This window comes from Rhizobium sp. PEPV16, assembly GCF_008919455.1.
Lineage (GTDB): Bacteria > Pseudomonadota > Alphaproteobacteria > Rhizobiales > Rhizobiaceae > Rhizobium > Rhizobium leguminosarum_Q.
The window spans coordinates 24,053-45,512 of the sequence record NZ_VSZV01000332.1 but is presented as its reverse complement, the minus strand read 5'-3'; the positions used below and the strand labels follow the sequence as shown (position 1 = coordinate 45,512).

At 61.8% G+C, this 21,460-nt stretch carries 22 protein-coding genes; 13 read left to right on the top strand and 9 right to left on the bottom strand.

Going from position 1 to position 21,460, the window contains the following annotated elements; genetic code table 11:
• Positions 1-172 precede the first annotated feature (172 nt).
• The 4 genes from FY112_RS23565 to FY112_RS23550 are packed head-to-tail and all read right to left on the bottom strand — an operon-like array spanning position 173 to position 3,390.
• Complete coding sequence (locus FY112_RS23565) at positions 173-1,060, bottom strand: SMP-30/gluconolactonase/LRE family protein (protein WP_072639514.1); 888 nt, start codon at positions 1,058-1,060, stop codon at positions 173-175.
• Complete coding sequence (locus FY112_RS23560) at positions 1,057-1,698, bottom strand: 2-dehydro-3-deoxy-6-phosphogalactonate aldolase (RefSeq protein WP_151519394.1); 642 nt, start codon at positions 1,696-1,698, stop codon at positions 1,057-1,059. Before FY112_RS23560 ends, FY112_RS23565 begins: the two co-directional genes overlap by 4 nt.
• A gap of 13 nt (positions 1,699-1,711) precedes the next feature.
• Positions 1,712-2,629, bottom strand: a complete 918-nt coding sequence (locus tag FY112_RS23555; RefSeq protein WP_131710047.1) for a 2-dehydro-3-deoxygalactonokinase — start codon at positions 2,627-2,629, stop codon at positions 1,712-1,714.
• Complete coding sequence (locus FY112_RS23550; protein WP_043294413.1) at positions 2,629-3,390, bottom strand: SDR family oxidoreductase; 762 nt, start codon at positions 3,388-3,390, stop codon at positions 2,629-2,631. Before FY112_RS23550 ends, FY112_RS23555 begins: the two co-directional genes overlap by 1 nt.
• Before the next feature lie 108 nt (positions 3,391-3,498).
• Here FY112_RS23550 and FY112_RS23545 point away from each other — a divergent pair, with 108 nt between their 5' ends.
• The 11 genes from FY112_RS23545 (at position 3,499) to FY112_RS23490 (ending at position 14,774) form a co-directional block, all read left to right on the top strand.
• Positions 3,499-4,296 (top strand): IclR family transcriptional regulator, encoded by a 798-nt coding sequence (locus tag FY112_RS23545; protein WP_131624329.1) that lies wholly within the window; start codon positions 3,499-3,501, stop codon positions 4,294-4,296.
• Between the two features lie 252 nt (positions 4,297-4,548).
• The gene (locus tag FY112_RS23540; RefSeq protein WP_130654733.1) at positions 4,549-5,283 is read left to right on the top strand and encodes a LuxR family transcriptional regulator; all 735 of its coding nucleotides are present in this window, start codon (positions 4,549-4,551) and stop codon (positions 5,281-5,283) included.
• A gap of 541 nt (positions 5,284-5,824) precedes the next feature.
• Positions 5,825-7,003: an Mrp/NBP35 family ATP-binding protein gene (locus FY112_RS23535; RefSeq protein ID WP_131630389.1), complete on the top strand. Its 1,179-nt coding sequence runs from the start codon at positions 5,825-5,827 to the stop codon at positions 7,001-7,003.
• A gap of 453 nt (positions 7,004-7,456) precedes the next feature.
• Positions 7,457-8,434: a magnesium transporter CorA family protein gene (locus FY112_RS23525; protein WP_131630390.1), complete on the top strand. Its 978-nt coding sequence runs from the start codon at positions 7,457-7,459 to the stop codon at positions 8,432-8,434.
• Between the two features lie 18 nt (positions 8,435-8,452).
• Positions 8,453-10,351: a potassium transporter Kup gene (locus FY112_RS23520; protein WP_131624335.1), complete on the top strand. Its 1,899-nt coding sequence runs from the start codon at positions 8,453-8,455 to the stop codon at positions 10,349-10,351.
• A gap of 295 nt (positions 10,352-10,646) precedes the next feature.
• Entirely contained in the window at positions 10,647-11,858 is a 1,212-nt protein-coding gene (locus tag FY112_RS23515; RefSeq protein WP_181018270.1) for a cell wall hydrolase, read from the top strand.
• 271 nt (positions 11,859-12,129) lie between these two features.
• Positions 12,130-12,468 (top strand): AtpZ/AtpI family protein, encoded by a 339-nt coding sequence (locus FY112_RS23510; RefSeq protein ID WP_077976599.1) that lies wholly within the window; start codon positions 12,130-12,132, stop codon positions 12,466-12,468.
• A gap of 62 nt (positions 12,469-12,530) precedes the next feature.
• Positions 12,531-13,283, top strand: a complete 753-nt coding sequence (locus tag FY112_RS23505; protein WP_077976598.1) for a F0F1 ATP synthase subunit A — start codon at positions 12,531-12,533, stop codon at positions 13,281-13,283.
• 67 nt (positions 13,284-13,350) lie between these two features.
• Entirely contained in the window at positions 13,351-13,578 is a 228-nt protein-coding gene (locus tag FY112_RS23500; protein ID WP_003545854.1) for a F0F1 ATP synthase subunit C, read from the top strand.
• Between the two features lie 77 nt (positions 13,579-13,655).
• On the top strand, positions 13,656-14,279 hold the full coding sequence (locus FY112_RS23495) for a F0F1 ATP synthase subunit B (protein ID WP_077976597.1): 624 nt from the start codon (positions 13,656-13,658) through the stop codon (positions 14,277-14,279).
• Between the two features lie 3 nt (positions 14,280-14,282).
• Entirely contained in the window at positions 14,283-14,774 is a 492-nt protein-coding gene (locus tag FY112_RS23490) for a F0F1 ATP synthase subunit B (RefSeq protein WP_012756242.1), read from the top strand.
• A 92-nt stretch (positions 14,775-14,866) separates the two neighbouring features.
• Here FY112_RS23490 and FY112_RS23485 read toward each other — a convergent pair whose 3' ends face one another.
• Both FY112_RS23485 and FY112_RS23480 read right to left on the bottom strand, forming a co-directional pair.
• Positions 14,867-15,556: a ribonuclease HII gene (locus FY112_RS23485; RefSeq protein WP_131642883.1), complete on the bottom strand. Its 690-nt coding sequence runs from the start codon at positions 15,554-15,556 to the stop codon at positions 14,867-14,869.
• Positions 15,557-15,723: 167 nt separating this feature from the next.
• Entirely contained in the window at positions 15,724-16,881 is a 1,158-nt protein-coding gene (locus tag FY112_RS23480) for a PA0069 family radical SAM protein (RefSeq protein ID WP_077976595.1), read from the bottom strand.
• A gap of 139 nt (positions 16,882-17,020) precedes the next feature.
• Between FY112_RS23480 and FY112_RS23475 the strand changes: the two genes are divergently transcribed.
• Both FY112_RS23475 and FY112_RS23470 read left to right on the top strand, forming a co-directional pair.
• Complete coding sequence (locus FY112_RS23475; protein WP_017959187.1) at positions 17,021-17,539, top strand: glycosyltransferase family A protein; 519 nt, start codon at positions 17,021-17,023, stop codon at positions 17,537-17,539.
• 128 nt (positions 17,540-17,667) lie between these two features.
• On the top strand, positions 17,668-18,003 hold the full coding sequence (locus FY112_RS23470; protein ID WP_077976594.1) for a hypothetical protein: 336 nt from the start codon (positions 17,668-17,670) through the stop codon (positions 18,001-18,003).
• A gap of 15 nt (positions 18,004-18,018) precedes the next feature.
• Here FY112_RS23470 and moaB read toward each other — a convergent pair whose 3' ends face one another.
• From moaB to FY112_RS23455, 3 genes are read right to left on the bottom strand one after another with little or no spacing between them, the layout of a single operon-like run.
• The gene (gene moaB / locus FY112_RS23465) at positions 18,019-18,570 is read right to left on the bottom strand and encodes a molybdenum cofactor biosynthesis protein B (RefSeq protein WP_131642884.1); all 552 of its coding nucleotides are present in this window, start codon (positions 18,568-18,570) and stop codon (positions 18,019-18,021) included.
• Positions 18,570-19,481, bottom strand: a complete 912-nt coding sequence (locus FY112_RS23460) for a 4-(cytidine 5'-diphospho)-2-C-methyl-D-erythritol kinase (protein WP_151519392.1) — start codon at positions 19,479-19,481, stop codon at positions 18,570-18,572. Before FY112_RS23460 ends, moaB begins: the two co-directional genes overlap by 1 nt.
• Positions 19,482-19,537: 56 nt before the next feature.
• On the bottom strand, positions 19,538-21,370 hold the full coding sequence (locus FY112_RS23455) for a tetratricopeptide repeat protein (protein WP_151519391.1): 1,833 nt from the start codon (positions 21,368-21,370) through the stop codon (positions 19,538-19,540).
• Between the last annotated feature and the right edge of the window lie 90 nt (positions 21,371-21,460).

Genomic DNA, 21,460 nt, shown 5'->3' with positions numbered 1-21,460 from the left:
CAGGTCTCGTTGCCGCGTCAGTTCGAAAGGAAAATGGCTGGTGGCGCGATTGGTTCCGGTTGAAAACACGGAAAATTTCTCGATTCTCACGGAACATTTATCGAAGGGTGGCCGCCAAAACGAGAAAGCGCCCCGGTAAGGGGCGCCTCTGATCACCGATGGCAAGCAAAAGTCAGATCACATAGACGGGGTCGAACACGCCTTTGACGTCGATGCCGAGTTCCAACAGCGCGCCGGCACTCGGCTGGGCCGAACGGGCATCCTCATCCAGCCCTTCCCAGGCGGTCGTTACCGCAAGCCGGTCGGCATTGACGCCGATGAAGGCGGGGCAGGAGGGCTGGACGGCGGGAACCATATAGCGCGAGATGCGCAGACCGTCCGGACTATAGCGGTCGACGACGCCGGCGCCCCAGCGCGCATTCCACAGATAGCCGTCGGCATCGACCACCGAGCCGTCGATGCTGCCGGGCTCGTCCATGCTGTCGACCAGTACGATCGGCTCGCCCGAGGGGAGGCCGGTCAACGGATCGACCATGACGCGCATCAGCCGGTTGATGCGGGAATCCGTATAATAGCCGACCGTGCCGTCAGGCGAAAAGCAGATCGAATTCGGGATGCTGATGCCGTTGAAGATCTTCGTCACCTTGCCGCTGGCGACATGATAGATGGCGCCGGCCTGGTTTTCCGCCCGTTTGCTCATCGTGCCGATCCAGAGCGCACCGGAAGGATGGGTGCGGCCGTCGTTCGAACGGTTTTCCGGCCTGTCGTTTTCAAGCGCGGCGTAGAAGGTGAGGTTGCCGTTTGCCACATCGCGCACGAAGAGTCCTTCCTCCGTCGCGATCAGCTGACGTCCGGCGTCGATGCGGGCCAGCACGCTCGCCATCACAGGCAGTGGGTGCACCTTTTTCGCAGCCGTCGAAAGATTGAGCTCGTGCAGTTCCTTGCCGAGAATGTTGAACCACCAGACAGTGTTGCTGTCCGGATCATAGGTCGGGCCTTCGCCGAGGACGGAATTGGTATTGCAAAGTGTTTTGCCCTCGAACTCATAAATATCGGTCATACGGTCACGCTCCCAATGGCTGCATCATAGGCGTAAATGGTCGCCTTGGCGCGCTCGGCAACCTCTGATGCGGTCATTCCCGGCTTGTAGATGCTGGTGCCAAGGCCGAAGGCGAAGATGCCGGCCTTGGTGTAATCGCCGAAATTCTTGTCCGACACACCGCCGACGGCGGCTATCGTCAGCTCCGGCGGCAGGATTGCCCGGATCGCCGTAATGCCGGAAGGGCCAAGCACACTGGCCGGAAAGAATTTGAGACCGGAGGCGCCGGCGCGCGCAGCCGCCAGCGCCTCGGTCGGCGTAAAGACGCCCGGCATCGTCACCATGCCGTATTCGCGCGCCCGGATGATCACCTCAGGCTCGACATTCGGGGTGACCAGCAGCTTGCCGCCGGCTGCATGCAGGCTGTCGACCGCCTCGATGGTCAGCACTGTGCCGGCGCCGATCAGCACCTCGGGCGGCGCCATCTTCGCGGCGAGTTCGATGGATTTGAACGGTTCCGGCGAGTTGAGCGGGATCTCGATCGCCGTCAAGCCATTTTCGATCAGAGCGCCGACGACGCTTTCGGTCTCGTCGGGCCGGATGCCGCGAAGGATGGCAATCAGCGGGCGCTTCATGTCGGGGAAGGGGATACGGTTCATCGTGTCAGCTTTCTCAATTCGGCCAGATGGCTTCGGCGGCGGCCGAAAGCCCGCGGCGCACGGCGGCGTCGGCGTCGATGGCGGTGAAGGCAAGGGAGAGGGTTCTAAAGGCCTGTTCGTAGAGCGCCTGCAGGCGCCCGGAGGCGACGAGGGTGATGGTGGTGCCGTTTGCCGCATCCTGCAGCGCCCCGGCGATTTCGAGGCCGATCAGCGTACCGGAAAGCCGGGCTTGTGCGGCAGCGGCAGAAATCGCGTGCAGGAGCTGGCCGGAACGGGCGGCAAAGAGCAGGTTGGAGGCAAGGGCCGGGCGTGCGAAAGCGGCCGAGACCGCGGCCTCGAAGGCCGCCGCATCCGCCGGCTGCTCTTCCGCACCGGCCACGGCATGCGAAAGGATCGTGTGTTTGCTGATGACGTCGAAAAGCTCGCCGGTCATGAAGGTCGAAAAGCCGGTCACCTTGCTGTCCGTCACATGCACCCATTTCGAATGCGTGCCGGGCATGCAGACCGCCTGCGCGCCTGAGCTCGCGGGACCGAGCGCACCGAGAAGCTGAGTTTCCTCGCCGCGCATGACGTCGGGCCTCGCCACGTCCCGCTGGGCAAGGCCCGGCAGAATGCGGATGTCGCGGCTTTCGCCGGGCACGGAGACCGCCCCGGTCAGGATCGAGGCGAGCGGCGCCGGCACATCGATATAACCGGCCTCGACCCAGCCCTGCCTGGCGCCGGCCATGCCGCAGACGATCACCGGCAGGTTTTCCGGCGCCTCGATGGCGGCGAGATGGCCGGCAAGCACCGCGGAAAAGCCGGTCTTTGCCGCGCTCGTCATGCCTTCGCCGCTACGGCGTTCGGCAAACACGGTGCCGTCTCTGCCGATCAGCCAGAGCCGGAAACTGCTGGTGCCCCAGTCCACCGCGACATAAGCGGGATTTGTCATTACAGAACGCCTCCATCGACAATCAGGGACTGGGCGGTCATCGCCGCCGCACAGTCGGATGCAAGAAACAGGCAGGGACCGACGATCGCATCGGGTTTGAGCGCAACCTTCAGGCACTGATCCTCGACCGAGCGCGCAATGCTTTCCTCGGTGAGCCAGTGCTGCATCTGCCGCTCGGTGACCACCATGCCGGGCAGGATGCAGTTGACCCGGATGTTCTCCGGCCCGAGCCTGCCCGCCATACTCTTCGTCAGCCCGACGACCGCCGCCTTGGCCGCCGCGTAGGCGGGAAAACCGCCCATGTTCAGCTTGAAGGCGATCGACGACATATTGATGATCGCGCCGCCGCCAGCCGACCGCATCGACGGCACGACTGCCTGCGAAGTGAAGAACACGTGCTTGAGGTTGACCGCCTGGTTGTTGTCCCAATAGGCCTCGGTCACCGCGTCGAATTCATGGCGGTCGTCCCAGGCGGCATTGTTGACCAGCACGCGGATCGGCCCCGAGCTGGCAATGACAGTATCGACCGTGCGCCGGATCGCCGCGATGTCGCGCAGGTCGGCATGGTAAAAGGAGACCGGATGCGCCGTCTCCCGCGACAGCCTTTCGGCAAGCTCGCGGCCGGCGGCCTCGGCGATATCGATGAACGAGACCTTGGCGCCCTGGCGCGCGAAACCTTCGACGATCGCAGCACCGATGCCCGATCCGCCGCCGGTCACCAGCACGGCTCGGTCTTTGAATTCGGGAAATTGTGCTGCCATCATGGTCACCGTCGCCTCCCGACTGAATTGTTCCATTATTTGGAACTTAATTTGACTATATGGAATTATCGAATTACACTGCCCTTTCTGTCAAGGGCGGACGAGGCGATGAGTTCAAACGGCGAAAACATAACACCGGCACGCGAGACCGGGACGCTCGGCAAACTGATGGTTCTGCTCGATCTCGTCACCCATGCCGATGCGCCGCTGCGTTTCACCGATATCCTGGCCCTTGCCGGCCAGCCGCGCGGCACGCTGCATCGCCAGCTCACCCACCTGGTCGAGGAGGGGCTGCTCGAGCTTGATGGCGACGGCCGTTATGCGCCTGGCCTGCGCCTGCTCGATTTCGCCGCGCGCAGCTGGGCGCGCAACGAATTCCGCCTGATTGCCGAACCGCACCTTAGAGATCTGCAGCGGGCGACCGGCGAGACGGTGCATCTCGGCGTTCTGAGAGGGCAGTCGATCATCTATCTCGATAAGGTCGAAGGCCGCCAGCCGGTACGTATGTATTCGCAGATCGGCAATGCCTCGCCCTGTTATTGCACCGGCGTCGGCAAGGCCGCCCTTTCGCTGCTGCCGGCCGAAAGCCTTGTCGATCTGCTTGCCGGCCTGAGCTTCACCAGCTTTACCGCCTCGACCCATGTCTCTGCCAAAACGCTGCTTGCCGAAATCCGGGAGATTGCCGATCAGGGTTATGCCTTCGACCGCGAAGAGCATGAGGCCGGCATCCGCTGCGTTGCCGCACCCATCTGGTCGGAGGATCGGACCTTTATGGGTGGCATTTCGATTACCGGCCCGGCCTATCGCTTGTCGATGGAACTTCTGCACCAATGGTCCGTTCCGGTGCAACTGGCGGCTGCGAGCATCATGCAAGGCATGCGCGTTCGTCTCGGTCCGCGCCGCTGACGGAAGATCGCCGTCGGCCACTGCTGGACGTAATCGCAGAGCATGCTTATGTTAAGCGCGATATTGAGATTTTCCGGCGAATCACCACAACTAGAACGGTCCGCGAAATCTACAACCATTCACCGGCCGAACGCTCAACGCCGAAGCCGATTCCAACCAGCGATCGTCGTTTCCCGATGCAATCGAGCCGGCCGCGGCGGGCAGATTTCGCAAACGCTTTGCCGGCCGCTGTGCCGAAGATGAAGAAATGTGATGGCACCCTTGTCGCAAACATCCACGGAAGAAGACGATTATGTTCAGGAAATAGCGGGCCTGAAGACCCAGTTCGATATTTTCCGTTTCATGAAACGCGTGACGGAAGCCTATCGCAGCCGTGCCTTCATGGTTCTCAACCTGCCGCCGATCACCTCCTTCGATCTTCAGGGCAGCACTGTCATCACCAGCTGGCCGGCCGAGCTGCTGGCCCTTTACGACCAGGAGGGCCTGATGGTGAACAGCCCGGTCCTCAGGCGGCTGAGAACATCCGCGCGGCCCTTCTTCTACGATATGTCGCGGCAGAACTGGTCGCGGGACGACGGCAAGTCCATTCTCGTCGCCTCCCTGTTCGAACGTTTCAAGATGATGCGCTGCGCCTATTTCCCGACGCATGAGCCCTCCGGCCTGCGCGGCGCCGTCTCTTTCGCCGGCGACCGCGAACCCTTCAGCCCTGCCGAGATGCGCGAGCTCTGCTACATCGCCATCCATGTCTTCGACAGGCTTGCCGAGATCCGCAACCTCGATACGCGCATGACGGACACGCTGACCGACCGCGAGATCGATTGCCTCAACTGGACGGCGGCCGGCAAGACCAGTGCCGAAATCGCTGAAATCCTGACCCTGTCCGAGCATACGGTCAATCACTACCTCAACCGCGCCACCAAGAAGCTCGATACGGTCAACCGCACCCAGGCGGTCGCCAAGGCGCTGCGCATCGGCCTGATCAAATAAGTTGCAAAAAACAACCGACTGCTTTTGAAGCCGCCCAGCGCGTAGGCAAGTCTTTCCCGTTGAGGGGCTGTCGCAAGCGCTTTTGCAGTCTTTTCCTTGATTTTCCATCTGGCACGCTTTCTGCATCTCTTCATGCGAGAGGTCCAGAGGGGACTTTGAGGCCAGCGCCAGGAAATGGCGCGGCCGACACACCGCTGTCCGACGCCGTTGCCGCTTTCTCCCGGCTCTTCGGTGTCGGCGGCGGTTGTTGCGTTTTGGCACCGCTTCTTTCCCGGCTGTCCGCGATTTCGTCTTCCCTGTTCATTTTTCGCTGGTCTTTTTTTCGACTTGCTCTAGTTCGCCCCGGATTGCGCCGGTTCTCGGGGAGACCGTTGCGGCCATCAGGGCGAAAGCCCGGCGGACTTGATGGCCGCAACGGATCGCCAATTCTCCCCGGCGCCTTTTTGAGCGCCGGCAATCGATTTCCCTCCCGATGATTTTGTTTGGCGAAGGCTTCCGTCTCCACTATCTGTGATCTGCAAGAAGAAGCAGTGAGGGTGGAATGGCCGACGTCACCAAAGAACAGGTTCTCGAAACGCTGAAGACCGTGCGTGGGCCCGACCTCGAGCACGATATCGTCGAGCTCGGCATGGTCTCCGACGTCTTCATCTCCGACGGCAAGGTTTATTTCTCCATCACCGTCCCGGCCGATCGCGCCAGGGAGCTGGAGCCGATGCGGCTCGCCGCTGAGCGCGTCATCAAGGAAATGCCGGGCGTCAAGGGTGCCCTCGTCACATTGACCGCCGACAAGAAGGCGGCCGCCGCCGCTCCGGCTGCCCGCCCTGCGCCGAACCCGCCTCACGGTCATGCCGGCCACGATCACCAACATGATCATGCGAGCCATGCTCACGCGCCTCAACAGCCGCCGCGCGCCGGCAAGATCGGTGTGCCCGGCATCGGCGCCATCATCGCCGTCGCCTCGGGCAAGGGTGGGGTCGGCAAGTCGACCACCGCCGTCAATCTCGCACTCGGCCTGCTCGCCAACGGTCTTCGGGTCGGCATTCTCGATGCCGATATTTATGGTCCCTCGATGCCGCGCCTGCTGAAGATATCGGGCCGCCCGACGCAGATCGACGGCCGCATCATCAATCCGATGGAGAATTACGGCCTCAAGGTCATGTCGATGGGCTTCCTCGTCGACGAGGAGACGGCGATGATCTGGCGCGGGCCGATGGTCCAGTCGGCGCTGCTGCAGATGCTGCGCGAAGTCGCCTGGGGCGAACTTGACGTCCTCGTCGTCGACATGCCGCCCGGCACCGGCGACGCCCAATTGACCATGGCCCAGCAGGTGCCGCTTGCCGGCGCCGTCATCGTCTCGACGCCGCAGGATCTCGCGCTGATCGATGCCCGCAAGGGCCTCAACATGTTCCGCAAGGTCGAGGTGCCGGTGCTCGGCATCGTCGAGAATATGAGCTATTTCATCGCCCCGGACACCGGCACCCGCTACGATATCTTCGGCCATGGCGGCGCCCGCAAGGAGGCCGAGCGCATCGGCGTGCCCTTCCTCGGCGAAGTGCCGCTGACGATGAACATTCGCGAAACCTCCGACGCCGGCACGCCGCTCGTCGCCTCCGAGCCGAACGGCGTCGTCGCCGGCATCTATCGCGGCATCGCCGCCAAGGTCTGGGAGCAGGTCGCCGGTCAGTCCCAGCGCCCGGCGCCGACAATCGTCTTCGAATAATGCATGCCGCCCGGAAGTGTGCAGCGGTTCCGGGATAAAGGCATGCATAAAACAAAGTGCATGCCGCCCGGAAGTGTGCAGCGGTTCCGGGATAAAGGCATACATCACAACAAATGCATGCCGCCGGAAGTGCAGCGGTTAAATCGTGTCGATGCGAGGTGCTTGAGCGAGCCGAATCACTGCGGCAGATACCCCCAATTGTGGGGGAAACGTGATGAAAAGCCGCGCTTCACGGAAGATGCCTTGATTATTTCACGGCTTTGCTTCATATGCCGCGGCGCCATGATGGCGTTTTGCTGCAGATGCTCAGTGACGGCGGTCTTCGTTTCGAAGAGGCCGGCCCGCCTGCAAGTTCGGAGTTGTCTTGTCGATCGAAGGATTGGGAACTGCGATGCGGTTGAGCACAACGCGCATGCCGGCCTTTAAGGTTGGATGCAGCCGGAGAGACGACCGGTGATTACCGCCTACTGTTCCAATTGCAGGTCGGTGGAGATCCACGATCTGTCGCATGCCGCCTCCTTTCCCGAGGATGTCGTCTGGATCGACATGATCGAGCCGACCCGTGATGAGGAACTCTATGTCGAGAAGATTCTCGGCATCGAGGTCCCGACCCGCGACGATCTCAAGGATATAGAGCCTTCCGCCCGTCTCTATGTCGAAAACGACGCCGTCTTCATGACCGCCTCGCTGCTCTGGAAGGCTGACACCGACGTGCCGACGCTGACCGATGTCGCCTTCATCCTGGCTGGAAACCGCCTGGTCACCATTCGCTACGCCCATCCCAAATCCTTTGCACTGTTCATCGCCGCCCTTCACCGGCTGCCGGAAAACTGGCGCAGCGGCGCTGCCCTTCTCGCCAAGCTCTTGGAGACGATCGTCGACCGCACCGCCGAGATCCTCGAGATCTCCGTCTCGCGCATCGACATCTTGTCGACGCATGTCTTCGGCGACCGGGCAAAGAAGGTGCGCAAGCCCTCGAACTACCTCGAGGAGAAGTTGCGCGATATTGCCGGCCATCACCGGATGATCAGCAAGGTGCGCGACAGTCTCGGTTCGCTTGCCCGCCTGCTGACCTTCTTTCACACGATCCCGGCGATCCAGCAGGACCGTGAGGCGAAGGAACTCTGCCGCACCGTTTCGCGCGATATCCAGTCGTTGTCGGAGCATGCTTCCTTCGTCGCCGCCAACATCACCTTCCTGCTCGATGCTTCGCTCGGGCTGATCAACATCGAGCAGAACTCGATCATCAAGATTTTCTCGATTGCCTCGGTGGTATTCTTGCCGCCGACATTGGTCGCTTCCGTCTATGGTATGAACTTTCAGGTCATGCCGGAGCTGACCTGGGCCGCGGGTTATCCCTATTCGCTGGCCCTGATGGTGTTATCCGCCGTCATCCCTTTTTTCTTTTTCCGCTGGAAAGGCTGGCTCTGAGGAGCCTGTTAAAACTTCATGTCCGAAGATAGCCATCCGAACGAACGCCATATGACGCCGAAAAAGCTGTTCTATCTCGGGCTGGGTTCCGTCGGTGTCGTCTACGGCGATATCGGCACCAGCCCGCTCTATGCCTTTCGCGAGGCGCTGAAGCCGGTGGCCCATGACGGCGTCACCCGTTTCGAGATCATCAGCCTGATCTCGCTGATGATCTGGGCGCTGACGATCATCGTCACCATCAAATATGTGCTCTTCCTGCTGCGCGCCGACAACGACGGCGAGGGCGGCACGCTGTCGCTGCTTGCCCTTTTGATGAAGACCGCCAACGGCCACACTGCCGTCCTGATGCTGCTCGGCCTGATGGGTGCAGCCCTCTTCCTCGGCGATGCGATGATCACGCCGGCTCTATCCGTGCTGTCGGCCGTCGAAGGCCTGAAGCTCGTCACACCCAGCCTCGCGGAATATATCGTGCCGATCTCGGTGGTGATCCTGGCGCTGCTCTTCGTCGTGCAATCGCGCGGCACCGGCGCCGTCGCGAGGTTCTTCGGCCCGATCACCGCCGTCTGGTTCCTCGTCATGGCCGCCGCCGGCATTTCCCATATCTCTGACGATTACGGCATCCTTGCTGCCTTCAATCCCTATTATGCCGTCGCCTTCCTGCTGCATGAGGGCTTCTACGGCATCGTCGTGCTCGGCGCCGTCTTCCTGACGGTGACGGGTGCTGAGGCGCTCTATGCCGATCTCGGCCATTTCGGCCGCCGCCCGATCCAGTGGGCCTGGTTCCTGCTGGTTTTCCCGGCGCTGACGCTGAACTATCTCGGGCAGGGCGCGCTGGTTCTCGGCAATCCGGCGACGATGTCCGATCCCTTCTATCTGATGTATCCGAAATGGGCGCTGCTGCCGGTCGTCATCCTGGCGACCGCCGCAACGATCATCGCCAGCCAGGCTGTCATCACCGGCGCCTTCTCGATGGTGCGCCAGGGCATCAACCTCGGCTTCCTGCCGCGCATGGAAATCCTCTTCACCTCGGAAACCAATACCGGGCAGATCTTCGTGCCTTCGGTCAACGCCGTTCTGTTCATCGGCGTCATCTTCCTGGTCTTGAGTTTCAAGACATCGGACGCGCTGGCGACCGCCTACGGCATCTCGGTCACCGGCGCCATGGTCGTCACCTCGATCATGGCCTTCGAATTCGTCCGGGCCCGCTGGAACTGGTCGCTCCCGGTTGCGGTGCTCGCGCTCGCGCCGCTGGTCGTGCTTGAAATGATCTTCCTCGGCGCCAACCTTTTGAAGATCCACGACGGCGGCTATATCCCGATCATGATCGCCACGGCCTTTACCATCGTCATGTGGACCTGGCGTCGCGGCACCGCGATCCTGATGGAAAAGACCCGCCACACCGATATTCCGCTCGCCTCCTTCGTCAGCTCGATCGAGCGCAAGAGCGAACACTCGCCGGCGCAGGTTCCGGGCACGGCGATCTTTCTGACCAGCGATCCGGAATCGGCTCCCGCCGCCTTGCTGCACAATCTCAAGCACAATCATGTGCTTCATGACCGCAACGTCATCCTGACCATCCGCACGATCAACAAACCGCGCGTGCCGAGCCACGACCGCTACAGGGTCGAGCAGATTTCCGAGCGCTTCTCCCGCGTCGAACTGCTGTTCGGCTTCATGGAATCGCAGAACGTCTCGCAGGCCTTGGCGACATTGCGCAAGACGGGACTGAAGTTCGACATCATGTCGACCTCATTCTATCTCGGCCGCCGCAAGTTGGTGCCGGACGCCAAATCTGGCATGCCCTACTGGCAGGACCGGCTTTACATCGCGCTCGCCAACGCCGCCGCCAACCCCTCGGATTACTTCCGCCTGCCGGCGAACCGGGTGGTGGAACTGGGCTCGCACGTTATTATTTGATGAGTGGGGCAAAGACCCGCCCCAAACCCCTCCCCACAAGGGGGAGGGGCTTAACTTGCCGCTCCGACGCTTCCCACTTCATCGCTTCATCCGCAGAACGGCTGATGTTTGTTGCGTCGAGCGCCGCACATTAGTCCCTCCCCCTTGTGGGGAGGGTTGGGGAGGGGCTTTTCACAAAGCTGCGACACACCTCATCCCACGAAATTATCCATCACATTAGAATATCCAAAACTTCTCATGGGCACATTTCGGCACGGCCTGTTAACCGGACATCAAGGTTAATGCGGGATTTTTATTGGAATGTTCCCGCGTTCCATGCCCGGAGTCCGTGTTGCGTCGAAAGAGCCCTTCCCGTAGCAAGCTGCGTCTTATTCCCGAGAATTGGGTGTCGCCCGCAATCTTCGGTCTCGCCGGCTGGCTGATTTTCCCGAGCGCCGCATCCCATGCCGATCTCGCCGCCATGCTCGCCGGCCTCGATCATGAGGGGGAGAACTGGCGCATGGTGCTGACCAATTCGCCGGCCGGCTCCATCCACCAGGCCGAACTCGCCTTCGCCGAGCCGATGGTGACCGGTTCGATCTCCGCCGGTGCCGGCATGGTTCTGCCTGACGGCCGCAAGGTCGCCTTCACTGCCAAGAACAAAGGCCACGAGGACACGCCGGACGAGGATCGCGTCAACCGTGGCAGCAAGAAAGGCCGCGTCGTCGCCGTCGAGAAGATGCAGCCGCCGAAGGACTTTTCAGCCGGCTCCATCCTCGAGCGCACCAAGATGCTCTTCACCCCGAGCTTCGATCTCAAGGACCGGTCGGCTTTCGTCAAGCCGAAGATCCAGGGCAAGGAAATCGAGATCGCCACATCTTTCTATAAGACGCAGCCGGTTGTGACCGATAATGGCGTGCCGGCAATGCTCGCAAGCCTCGTCACCAGCAGCAAGGCCGATGTTCTGGCCACCGCCTATGCCCCGGCCACACCCGACTATGCCCGCCAATCGCCGTTCGATTCCATCCTGACCGAACAGGACAGCGGCCGCTTCGTCCCGGAGATCGGCCCTCGCGATCATGCCTGGGCCGCAAGCGTGCTGGCGCCGAGCGTCTTTTCCGCCCAAGAACAGCAGTGCCTTGCCTCCGGCATCTATTTCGAGGCGCGTGGAGAATCGGTGAAGGGACAGGCGGCCGTCGCCCAGGTCATCCTCAACCGCGTCCGCAACCCTTCCTATCCGAAGACCATCTGCGGCGTCGTCTATCAGAACGAGGATTGGCGCAACCGCTGCCAGTTTTCCTTCGCCTGCGACAGCATCAAGGACAGGGTGAACTCGGAATATCACTGGCGAGTCGCCCGCGACGTGGCGATGGCTGTGACATCAGGCAAGATCTGGCTGCCGCAGGTGGGTTCGGCGACGCATTACCATGCCGTCTATGTCAGACCAAAATGGGCAAGGACCATGGAAAAGGTCGGCCGCATCGGTCTTCACGTCTTCTATCGCACCTATGGCGGCGGCTGGAGCTGAGATAAATCGCTGGGGCAAGCCGATTTCCGGCCCGCAAAAGCGGATTCTTTCCGTCGAATTTGCGCGATCGACCCGGAGTCGATTTATCTCTTTGATTTGATGGAATTATTTTCTCGCTGGACAGAAGCTGTCTACGCCTTGACTATGCTAATCCCTAAAACTATGTTGCGCGCGACTTCAGAACGGGCCGGAAGGGTCTCAACCTTCGCGTCCGGGGTCCGAATGACCGGGGTAGCGGGAGTGCGGGCGACGGACAGGTGAGGAGAGATCCATGGCGGATGACCGCGAGGAAAGTCTTGAAAAGCGCCGTGCGCAATTGGGAGCGAAACTCGCGACCAAGCGTGTCGAGACGGGACAGGACGAGGCTAGGGAAGCCCGCGCCGAGGTAAGCCGCAAAGGTTATGCCCAGGCGATGAAGCTTTCCAGCGAGTTCATTTCCGCAATCGTCGTCGGTGCTCTCCTTGGCTATCTCCTCGACCGTTTTGTTGGCACGGCGCCTTGGGGTTTGATTGTTCTTCTGCTTCTCGGATTTTGTGCCGGCGTTCTGAACGTGCTGCGTTCTGCGGGGGTGGTGGCCCATCCCCTGGACGACAAGGACGACAAGAAATAAGGACCGGTTCCGGTCCAGTGCAATGACCCCGCGTCCTGCGGGCCAAAGAGAGAGAACAAGCGGTGTCTAACGATCCGACTCATCAGTTCCTGATCCAGAAGATTGTGCCGATCGAAATCGGCGGAGTTGATTTTTCGTTTACCAATGCATCGCTCTTCATGGCCGTTTCGGCTGCCGCTGCCGCAGGCTTCCTCTATTTCTCGACCTCGAACCGCGCCATCGTGCCGGGCCGTTCGCAGTCGGTCGCCGAAATGTCCTATGAGTTCATCGCCAATATGCTGAAGGAAGGCGCCGGCAAGCAGGGAATGAAGTTCTTCCCGCTGGTCTTTTCGCTCTTCATGTTCGTCCTGACGGCCAACCTGCTTGGCATGTTCCCGTATTTCTTCACGGTGACGAGCCAGATCATCGTCACCTTCGCGCTCGCGATTCTGGTTATCGGTACGGTTCTCGTCTACGGTTTCTATAAGCACGGCTTCCACTTCCTGAATGTCTTCGTGCCTTCGGGCGTGCCGGGCATTCTGCTGCCGCTGGTCGTCACGATCGAAATCATCTCCTTCCTGTCGCGACCGATTTCGCTCTCGGTTCGTCTTTTCGCCAACATGCTCGCCGGTCACATCACGCTCAAAGTGTTCGCAGGCTTCGTCGCCTCGCTCGGAACCATGGGTGCTCTGGGTATCGGCGGCGCCGTTCTTCCCCTCATCATGACCGTCGCCCTGACCGGTCTCGAGTTCCTCGTCGCCTTCCTTCAGGCTTACGTCTTTGCGGTGCTGACTTGCATGTACCTCAACGATGCAATCCATCCGGGCGGGCACTAAGGATAACGACATCGACGTCAAAGGGCGTCAGTCATTCGCCGCAACAACCATTTCAAAGGAGTTCAACATGGAAGCGGAAGCAGCAAAGTACATCGGTGCAGGCCTGGCTTGCTTTGGTATGGCCGGTACGGCTCTCGGCCTCGGCAATATTTTCGGCAGCTACCTCTCCGGCGCACTGCGCAATCCGTCTGCCGCTGACAGCCAGTTCGGCCGTCTGGTATTCGGCTTCGCCGTTACGGAAGCTCTGGGCATCTTCTCGCTGCTCGTCGCTCTCCTCCTCCTCTTCGCCGTCTGATATCGGCGAATAGATGGATCACGGCCTGCGACCGCAAGCCGTGATCCTTTGCATTTGCAGTCCACCTGGAGGTGAGCATGTTTTTTGTGACCCCGGCTTACGCTGAGGAAGCACCGGCGGCAGCGACGGGTACGGATGCGCATGCCGCTCCGGCCGCAGGCGAGGTCCATACCGAGACTGGTGTTGCCGAAGGCGAACACGCCCGCGGCCCTTTCCCGCCTTTCGATTCGACGACCTACGCGTCCCAGCTGCTTTGGCTGGTGATCACGTTCGGCGTCTTCTATTTGCTCATGCAAAAGGTCATCGCGCCGCGCATCGGGGCCATCCTCGATCAGCGTCACACGCGCATTTCCCAGGATCTGGAAGAGGCCGGCCGCCTGAAGGCCGAAGCCGACGCCGCCGTCCAGACCTATGAAGGTGAACTGGCCGCCGCCCGCGCCAAATCCAACGCGATCGGCTCCGCCGCACGCGACGCCGCCAAGGCCAAGGCCGAAGAGGAACGCCGCGCTGTCGAGGCGAGCCTTTCGGAAAAGATCAAGGCTGCCGAGCTCCGTATCGGCGAGATCAAGGCCAAGGCCTTCGCCGACGTCGGCACCATTGCCGAGGAAACGGCGGCTGCCGTGGTCGATCAGCTGATCGGCGGTACCGTCGCCAAGGCCGATGTCGCTGCCGCCGTCGCGGCTGCCAAGAAGGAGGCTTGATCGATGGAATTTGCCTTTGACGCGACTTTCTTCGCCTTTGTCGGCCTCGTCCTGTTCCTGGCGCTGGTCGTTTACCTGAAGGTTCCGGGCATGATGGCACGGTCGCTCGACGACCGCGCCGACCAGATCCGCAACGAGTTGGCTGAAGCCAAGCGTCTGCGCGAGGAGGCCCAACACCTGCTCGCCGAATACCAGCGCAAGCGCAAGGAAGCAGAAGCCGAAGCGGCCCACATCGTTGCCGCCGCTGAGCGCGAAGCCGAAATGCTGACCGCCGAAGCGAAGAAGAAGACGGAAGAATTCGTCGCCAACCGCACGGCGCTATCCGAGCAGAAGATCAAGCAGGCCGAGGTTGAGGCGATGAAGGCGGTGCGTTCCGCTGCTGTCGATCTCGCAATCGCGGCCGCTGAAACCGTGCTTGCCAAGCGGGCCGACACCAAAATCCAGTCCGAGCTCTTCGGCAATGCCGTCGGCCAGGTCAAGACGCGGCTGAACTGAGCAGCTTCGAAAAGGATTGAGAGGGAAGGCCGGGCATGTCCCGGCCTTTTCTTTTGGCAGTCTTTTTTTGCCCGGCTTTTCTGTTGAATGACTTATTCCGAAAGCAGCTCGTCCGTCTCGGGTCCGTCCTCGGTCTTGCGCAGCGGCCTGAAGCTCATCCGGTGCAGCGAACAGGGGCCGTGCCTTTCGATGCCGGCGCGGTGTTGCGCCGTGCCGTAGCCCACATGCGCGGCAAAACCGTAATCCGGAAACACATGATGTGCCCGCGCCATCATCCGGTCGCGCGTCACCTTGGCGACGATCGAGGCTGCGGCGATCGAGACCGAGCGGGCATCGCCCTTGACCACCGCCTGTCCGGGGCAGTCGAGACCGGGCGGCACGTCGAGCCCGTCGGTCAGCACGTAGCTGGCCGGAATGGCGAGGCTGCAGATGGCCCGGCGCATGGCGTCGAGGCTTGCCTTGCGGATATCCGTCTCGTCGATGCGCGTCGAACTGGAGGAGGCGATGGAGACGGTCGCAGTCGCCAGAATCTGCACGAACAGTTCCTCGCGCCGTTGCGCCGAAAGCTGCTTGGAATCGTTCAGCCCCTCAGGGATGCGCTTCGGATCGAGAATGACGGCGGCCGCCACGACGGGTCCCGCCAGCGGGCCGCGGCCAGCCTCGTCGGCACCGGCGACCGGCCAGTGGCCGGCCTTGCGGGCTTTGAGTTCCAGTCGGAAATCCGGCACGAGTGGAGCCGTGTCGAAAAGCAGGGGAGAATCGGGTGGCGTGCGAGGTTTCATGCGGCTGAACCTCGCACGCCAACCCGATTTCCCGCAAGTCCCCGGATCAGGGCGGCGGCCGGGGACCGGTCCGGCGGATGGTGGCGGTCAGGGCCATCCGCGGGAATTGCGCTCGGTGCTCGAAAACAGGGCGGTTTTGTCGAGATGCCGAAACGCAAGCTTAAAAATCAAAGAAGCGACAATTGCACGCCGCTGCCATCAGGCGGTACGAACAGGTCATCGCGCAGCGGCACACTACGTCGCGTCAGCTCGAAACGTCTGGCGGCCATTTCAAAGCGCCGGGCGATCTGCCAGGCATAGGGACCGGCGCCCTTCATGCGCTTGCCGAATTCGGCATCGTAATCCTTGCCGCCGCGCATCGAGCGTACCAGCGACATCACATGCCGGTAGCGATCGGGATAATGCTGCAGCAGCCAGTCTCGAAACAGCGGGCTGACCTCGAGCGGCAGTCTGAGGATGACATAACTCGCCTCGGCAGCGCCCGCAGCCTTTGCCGATTCGAGGATGCGCTCCAGCTCGTGGTCGTTCAGCGCCGGGATGAGCGGGGCGGCCATGACTGCCGTCTGGATGCCTGCTTCGGCAAGGGTGCGGATCGTCTCCAGCCGCCGCGGCGGTGTGGCGGCACGCGGCTCCATCGTCCGGGCAAGCTTGCGATCCAGCGTGGTCACCGAGATGCCGACGCGCACCAGGTTCTTAGCTGCCATCTCCTGCAGAATGTCGAGATCACGCAGGATCATCGCCGACTTGGTGACGATCGATACCGGATGGTTCGCCTTGTTCAACACCTCCAGAATGCCGCGCATGATGCGCCATTCCTTCTCGATCGGCTGATAGGGATCGGTATTGGTGCCGATTGCGATCACCCGCACCTTGTAGCCCGGCTTGGCGAGCTCCCGCTCCAGCAGTTTTACCGCATCGGGCTTGGCAAAGAGCTTCGTCTCGAAATCGAGCCCTGCGGAAAGCCCCATATAGGCGTGTGTCGGCCGGGCGAAACAATAGATGCATCCGTGCTCGCAGCCGCGATAGGGATTGATCGAGCGGTCGAAGGAAAGGTCCGGCGATTCGTTGCGGGTGATGGCCGTGCGCGGCTTCTCGACCTGCACTTCCGTCTTGAATGGCGGCAGCTCTTCCCAGGTCTGCCAGCCATCGTCGACGGTCTCCCGCTGCAGCGGCTCGAACCGACCTGTCGGGTTCAGTCCCGCCCCACGTCCGCGCCGCCGGTCGACCTCGACTCTCAGGCCGGAGGACACGATCATCGCATCGGCAATATCTGCCGTATTGGCAGGCGCGAATGCGGCCTGCCCTGCCAGGGACTGCTCTCTCATCGGATTCTCCCGCGGCGGAAAGCCATCGCCTTCGCCCGTTTTGCTGATTAAATTCCTATCCGCAAAATGAGAACAATGCAAGAACAAAATGAGGAAAACGGCGCTGGCAAAAATTTGTGCGGCGCATTATAAATAGTCAATGTTGACGGTTGTTCTCGAATGTCAGGATCAGGAATCTGAACTGGCACAGACTTTATCGGTACTGGTGGCAGGCGCGGTGGAGGGGCTGGTGAGCGATGTGGTCGTGCTCGATCACGGCTCGCGCGACGGCACCTCGCGGGTGGCCGACGCCGCCGGCTGCCGCTTCCATTCGCAATGGGATATCAAGGACATCGTCCGCGCAGCGCGCGGCGAATGGCTGCTCTTCGTCGAGCCGGGCGCCAGACCCCAGGCCGGCTGGATCGATGAGATCGCCGAATATGTCGCGCTGAACAAGCTGCCGGCGCGCTTCACCGCGTCGCGCGGCTACCGGCGCCCGTTTTTCCAGCGTGTCGGCCGAGCCGTGCCGCCGCTGGAACTGGGCTTTCTCCTGCCGAAGAAGCAGGCGCTCGCCATTGCCAAAAGCGGCATGCGGCTGACCGAATTCGTCAAGGGCCAGAAGCCGCGCAAGCTCGCGAGCGAACTGATTCCGTCCTGGGTCGCCCGCGCTGCGCGATAGGGCCGCAACCCTCTCGATGAGCAAAAGATGGCGCCCGCAACGGAATGGCCATGGAATGCCGGTGAACGGCAGAACAGGTCAGCGACAATCTCCTCTTCTGCCGGGTTCCCGGCGAAAGGAGGTGCGTCATGGCGCGCGGTAGGATCTACGGCGTACGCGGTATGATCTACGGCCTCATGGCCGTCATATTGCCGACATTGGTGATCGCGCATCCGCATTCGGCAGCATCGCAGATGATGCGCAGTTGCGCAGGCCGACCCGAAATCGTCAATTTCCTGGACAAGAATTTCGCCGAAAAGCTCACGGCAGTCGGACTGATCAACCAGAACGCCGTTCTTGAGGTCTATGCCGCCGAAAGCGGCACCTGGACACTCATCGTCACGGATGTTCACGGCATAAGCTGCGTCCTGCTGTCGGGTGACAGCTGGGACACGATGCCCGTCCTGCCAGGCCTTGCGACATAGCGCAGGCACATCGGTCTATTTGGTCGCGCCGCGTTTCAGGTGCTCGTCCAGACGCGGCATGATCTCGACGAAATTGCACGGCACGCTGCGATAGTCGAGCTGTCCTTTCAAAATGCCGTCCCAGGCATCCCGGCAGGCGCCGGGCGAACCCGGCAGCACGAAGATGAAGGTGGCGTTGGCAACACCTGCCGTGGCGCGCGACTGGATCGTCGCCGTGCCGATCTTCTCGTAGGAGATCCGGTGGAAGATGGCGGAAAAGCCGTCCATCCGCTTTTCGAACAAAGGTTCCAGCGCTTCGGGCGTCACATCGCGACCGGTAAAGCCGGTGCCGCCCGTGGTGATGACGACGTCTATGTCTTCTCTCTCAGTCCAGGCCTTCACCCGTGCGGCAATCTTTTGGCGATCATCGGGCACGATCCCCCGGTCGACCAGCCTGTGACCTGCCTCGGTGATCCGCGCCGCCAGCGTGTCGCCTGACTTGTCCGTCTCCGGCGTGCGGGTATCCGAGATCGTGAGAACCGCAATGCCGACCGCGATGAAGGGCCGCTTTTCGTCCAGACCTGCCATCATGCGCCTACCGAAGCCGTTTCCGTCGCCTGGAAATACCAGCCAGGGCGCTCGTCGTGAAGAGCTGCCGCCGCATCTTCGGCAACAGTCATGCTCGCAAAGATGCCGAAACAGGTGGCGCCGGAACCGGACATGCGGGTCAAAAGGGCGCCGTGAGCTTGCAGCATCGCCGAGATCTCCGAAATCTCGGGCACGAGTTCGCGCGCCGGCGGCTCCAGGTCGTTGCGGGCAGCAGCAATCGCCGCGAGCCAGTCGGCAGTCTGAGGCGGGCTCGGTGCCAGGCTCAGGGCCGGATTGTTCTTTGTCGCCAGCCGGCGGAAAACCTCAGGCGTCGAGACGCCCTTCAGCGGATTGGCGAGCACCATGGCAAAGGCCGGCAGATCAGGCACAGCTTCGATCTTTTCGCCGATGCCGCGGGCAATCAGCGGCCGGCTCTCCAGGCACATCGGCACGTCGGCGCCGAGCTTCAGCGCCAGCGCGGCAAGCGTCTCCGCCGATAATGTCGTGCCCCAGAGCCGCATCAGCCCGCGCAGCGTCGCGGCGGCATCGGCCGAGCCGCCGCCGATGCCGGAGGCAACCGGCAGGTTCTTTTCGAGATGAATGCGGACGGGAAAGGCGAGGGGACCGATCGCCTCGCGCAGGAGGTCGCGGGCCTTCAGCACCAGGTTGGTGCCGCTGTCGCCGGCAAGTATCTCGCCGAAACGGCCCGACAGGGTGAATGCATCGGCCGGCGACCGCATGAAGTCCAGCCGGTCGCCATGATCTGCGAAGGTCACCAGCATATCGAGCAGATGATAGCCGTCCGGCCGCTGGCCCGTCACATGCAGGGCCAGGTTGATTTTCGCGCGCGCCTCCTCGGAAACGCTAGTGCATGATGCCGAAAAGTGTGAGCGGTTTTCGGACGACATCATGCTCTATTTCTTTGACCTGTATCCGGCCAAGTCCTTTCAGGCATGCCTCCTGCCCGTCAGGATTTTTTGTCGACCGGCGGCGGGATGACGGGCGCCGGATCCGGCTGCTTCTTGTCGGCTGCCTTGGCATCGTCGCTGACGGGAGGCAGGCCGTTGGCGACCTTGTCCTTGATCTTCGGGATCTCGGCAGCTTCGGGCTCGGAGGCGAGCGCCCGGTTCCACTGGTAGACGGCCTCGAGCTTACGCCCGACGCGCCAGTAGGCATCGCCGAGATGGTCGTTGATCGTTGCGTCGCCGGCCTTGATCTGTGCCGCCCGCTCCAACTCGTCGACGGCATCTTCGAAGCGGTTGAGGCGGAAATAGGCCCAGCCAAGCGAATCGATGATGTAGCCGTCGTCAGGGCGAAGATCGACGGCCTTCTTGATCATGCCGAGACCTTCGTCGAGGTTCCGGTTCATGTCGATCCAGGAATAGCCGAGATAGTTCAACACCTGCGGCTGGTCGGGATTGAGCTCCAGCGCCTTGCGGAAGTTCGGTTCCGCCTGGTCCCACTTCTTCAGCCGCTCATAGGCAATGCCGCGCTGGAAGAAGACGCTCCAGTTGGCCCGGCCGGGGATGGGGCCGATGACTTCGACGGCCTTGTCATAATTGGCGGCCATCGCCTGGTAGTCCTTGGCGTCGGAGAGCACGCTGCCATAGGCCAGGTAACTGCGGATGTCCTTCGGATCGGAGGCGATCAGCGCCTGCAGGTGCTTGCGGGCCTCGTCGACCTTACCGCCTTGGGCAAGGGCCAGGCCGAGCTGCAGCTCGGAGATACGCCGCATCGGCGAATTCTCCGGCACTTTCTTGTAGAGCGTGATGGCGCGGTTCATCTGGTTCTGCTTCTCGGCAATGCCGCCGAGCAGCACCAGCGTATCGGCGCTGTTCGGGTCGAGGGCCTTGGCCGTCTGCAGGTAAAGCGAGACGATGTCCTCGGCGCCGTCGCGGTTTAGCGCGCCGCCGACCGAGAAGAGCACGCCGGCGGCACCTTCTTCGGCCGTCTTGACCTGCTGCTCCTGCTTCTCGTTCTTTTCGATACTGTCGCGCAGCGCGTTCAGCGGCGCATAGTTCGGCAATAGGTTGTCGCCGACGGAAACGGCGTCGAGCGCCTTCTGTTTATTGCCTTGTGCTGCTTCGAGGCGTGCAAGCGCCATCACGGCGCGCATGAAGGTGTCGGGCGCCGTTGCGCCTCCCTCCTTGTCGAGCACGGCATCGTTCAGATGCTTTCGGGCGGATTTCACGTCGCCGATGGCGATGGCGATCGCGCCGGCATTGTAATTCTGGAAGATGCGGAACCAGTCCGGCCCCTTCATCTTCTCGACCATCGTGAGCGCTTCCTTGCCGCGGCCGGCGCCGACGCGGGCCCAGGCGAGCAGCAGATCGTTCATCATCCGGTCGAGATCGTTTGGCCCCTTATATTTCAGGATGGCCTCGGCGGATTTGTAGTCATCACGGCGCACGGCATCCATGCCGCGCACGATCGTGGTGATACGCTCGACGGAAGGATCGCCCTTCAGGTCATTGGCATATTTGACGCCGTCCTTGATATCGCCATTGAGCAGCAGCGAGATCATCAGCCGCTGGCGAATCTCCGGATTGCCGGGCTCGATCTGCAGCGCCTTCTTGTAGAGTTCGATCGCCGTTTCATAATCATGATCGACATCGGCGGTGCGCGCGGCGAGAAAGGCGCCGGAGAAAGTGGTGACGCTGTCCGCATCGAAGTGAACGGCCGTGCCGGCATCGTCTGTCTTGGCCGCATCCTCGGCGTTTGCGCCGCCGACACCGCTGAGCGAAAGGACAGCGGCTAGCGCTGCGCTCGTAAGAAGACGGATGGCAATTCTCTGCCGCATTAGGAAACCTTTCTTCGACAGCGTCCCGACAAATGGTGCCGGCCGCAAAATCAGTTGCGATCACTGATTCATAACAGGATGGCTTTTTTG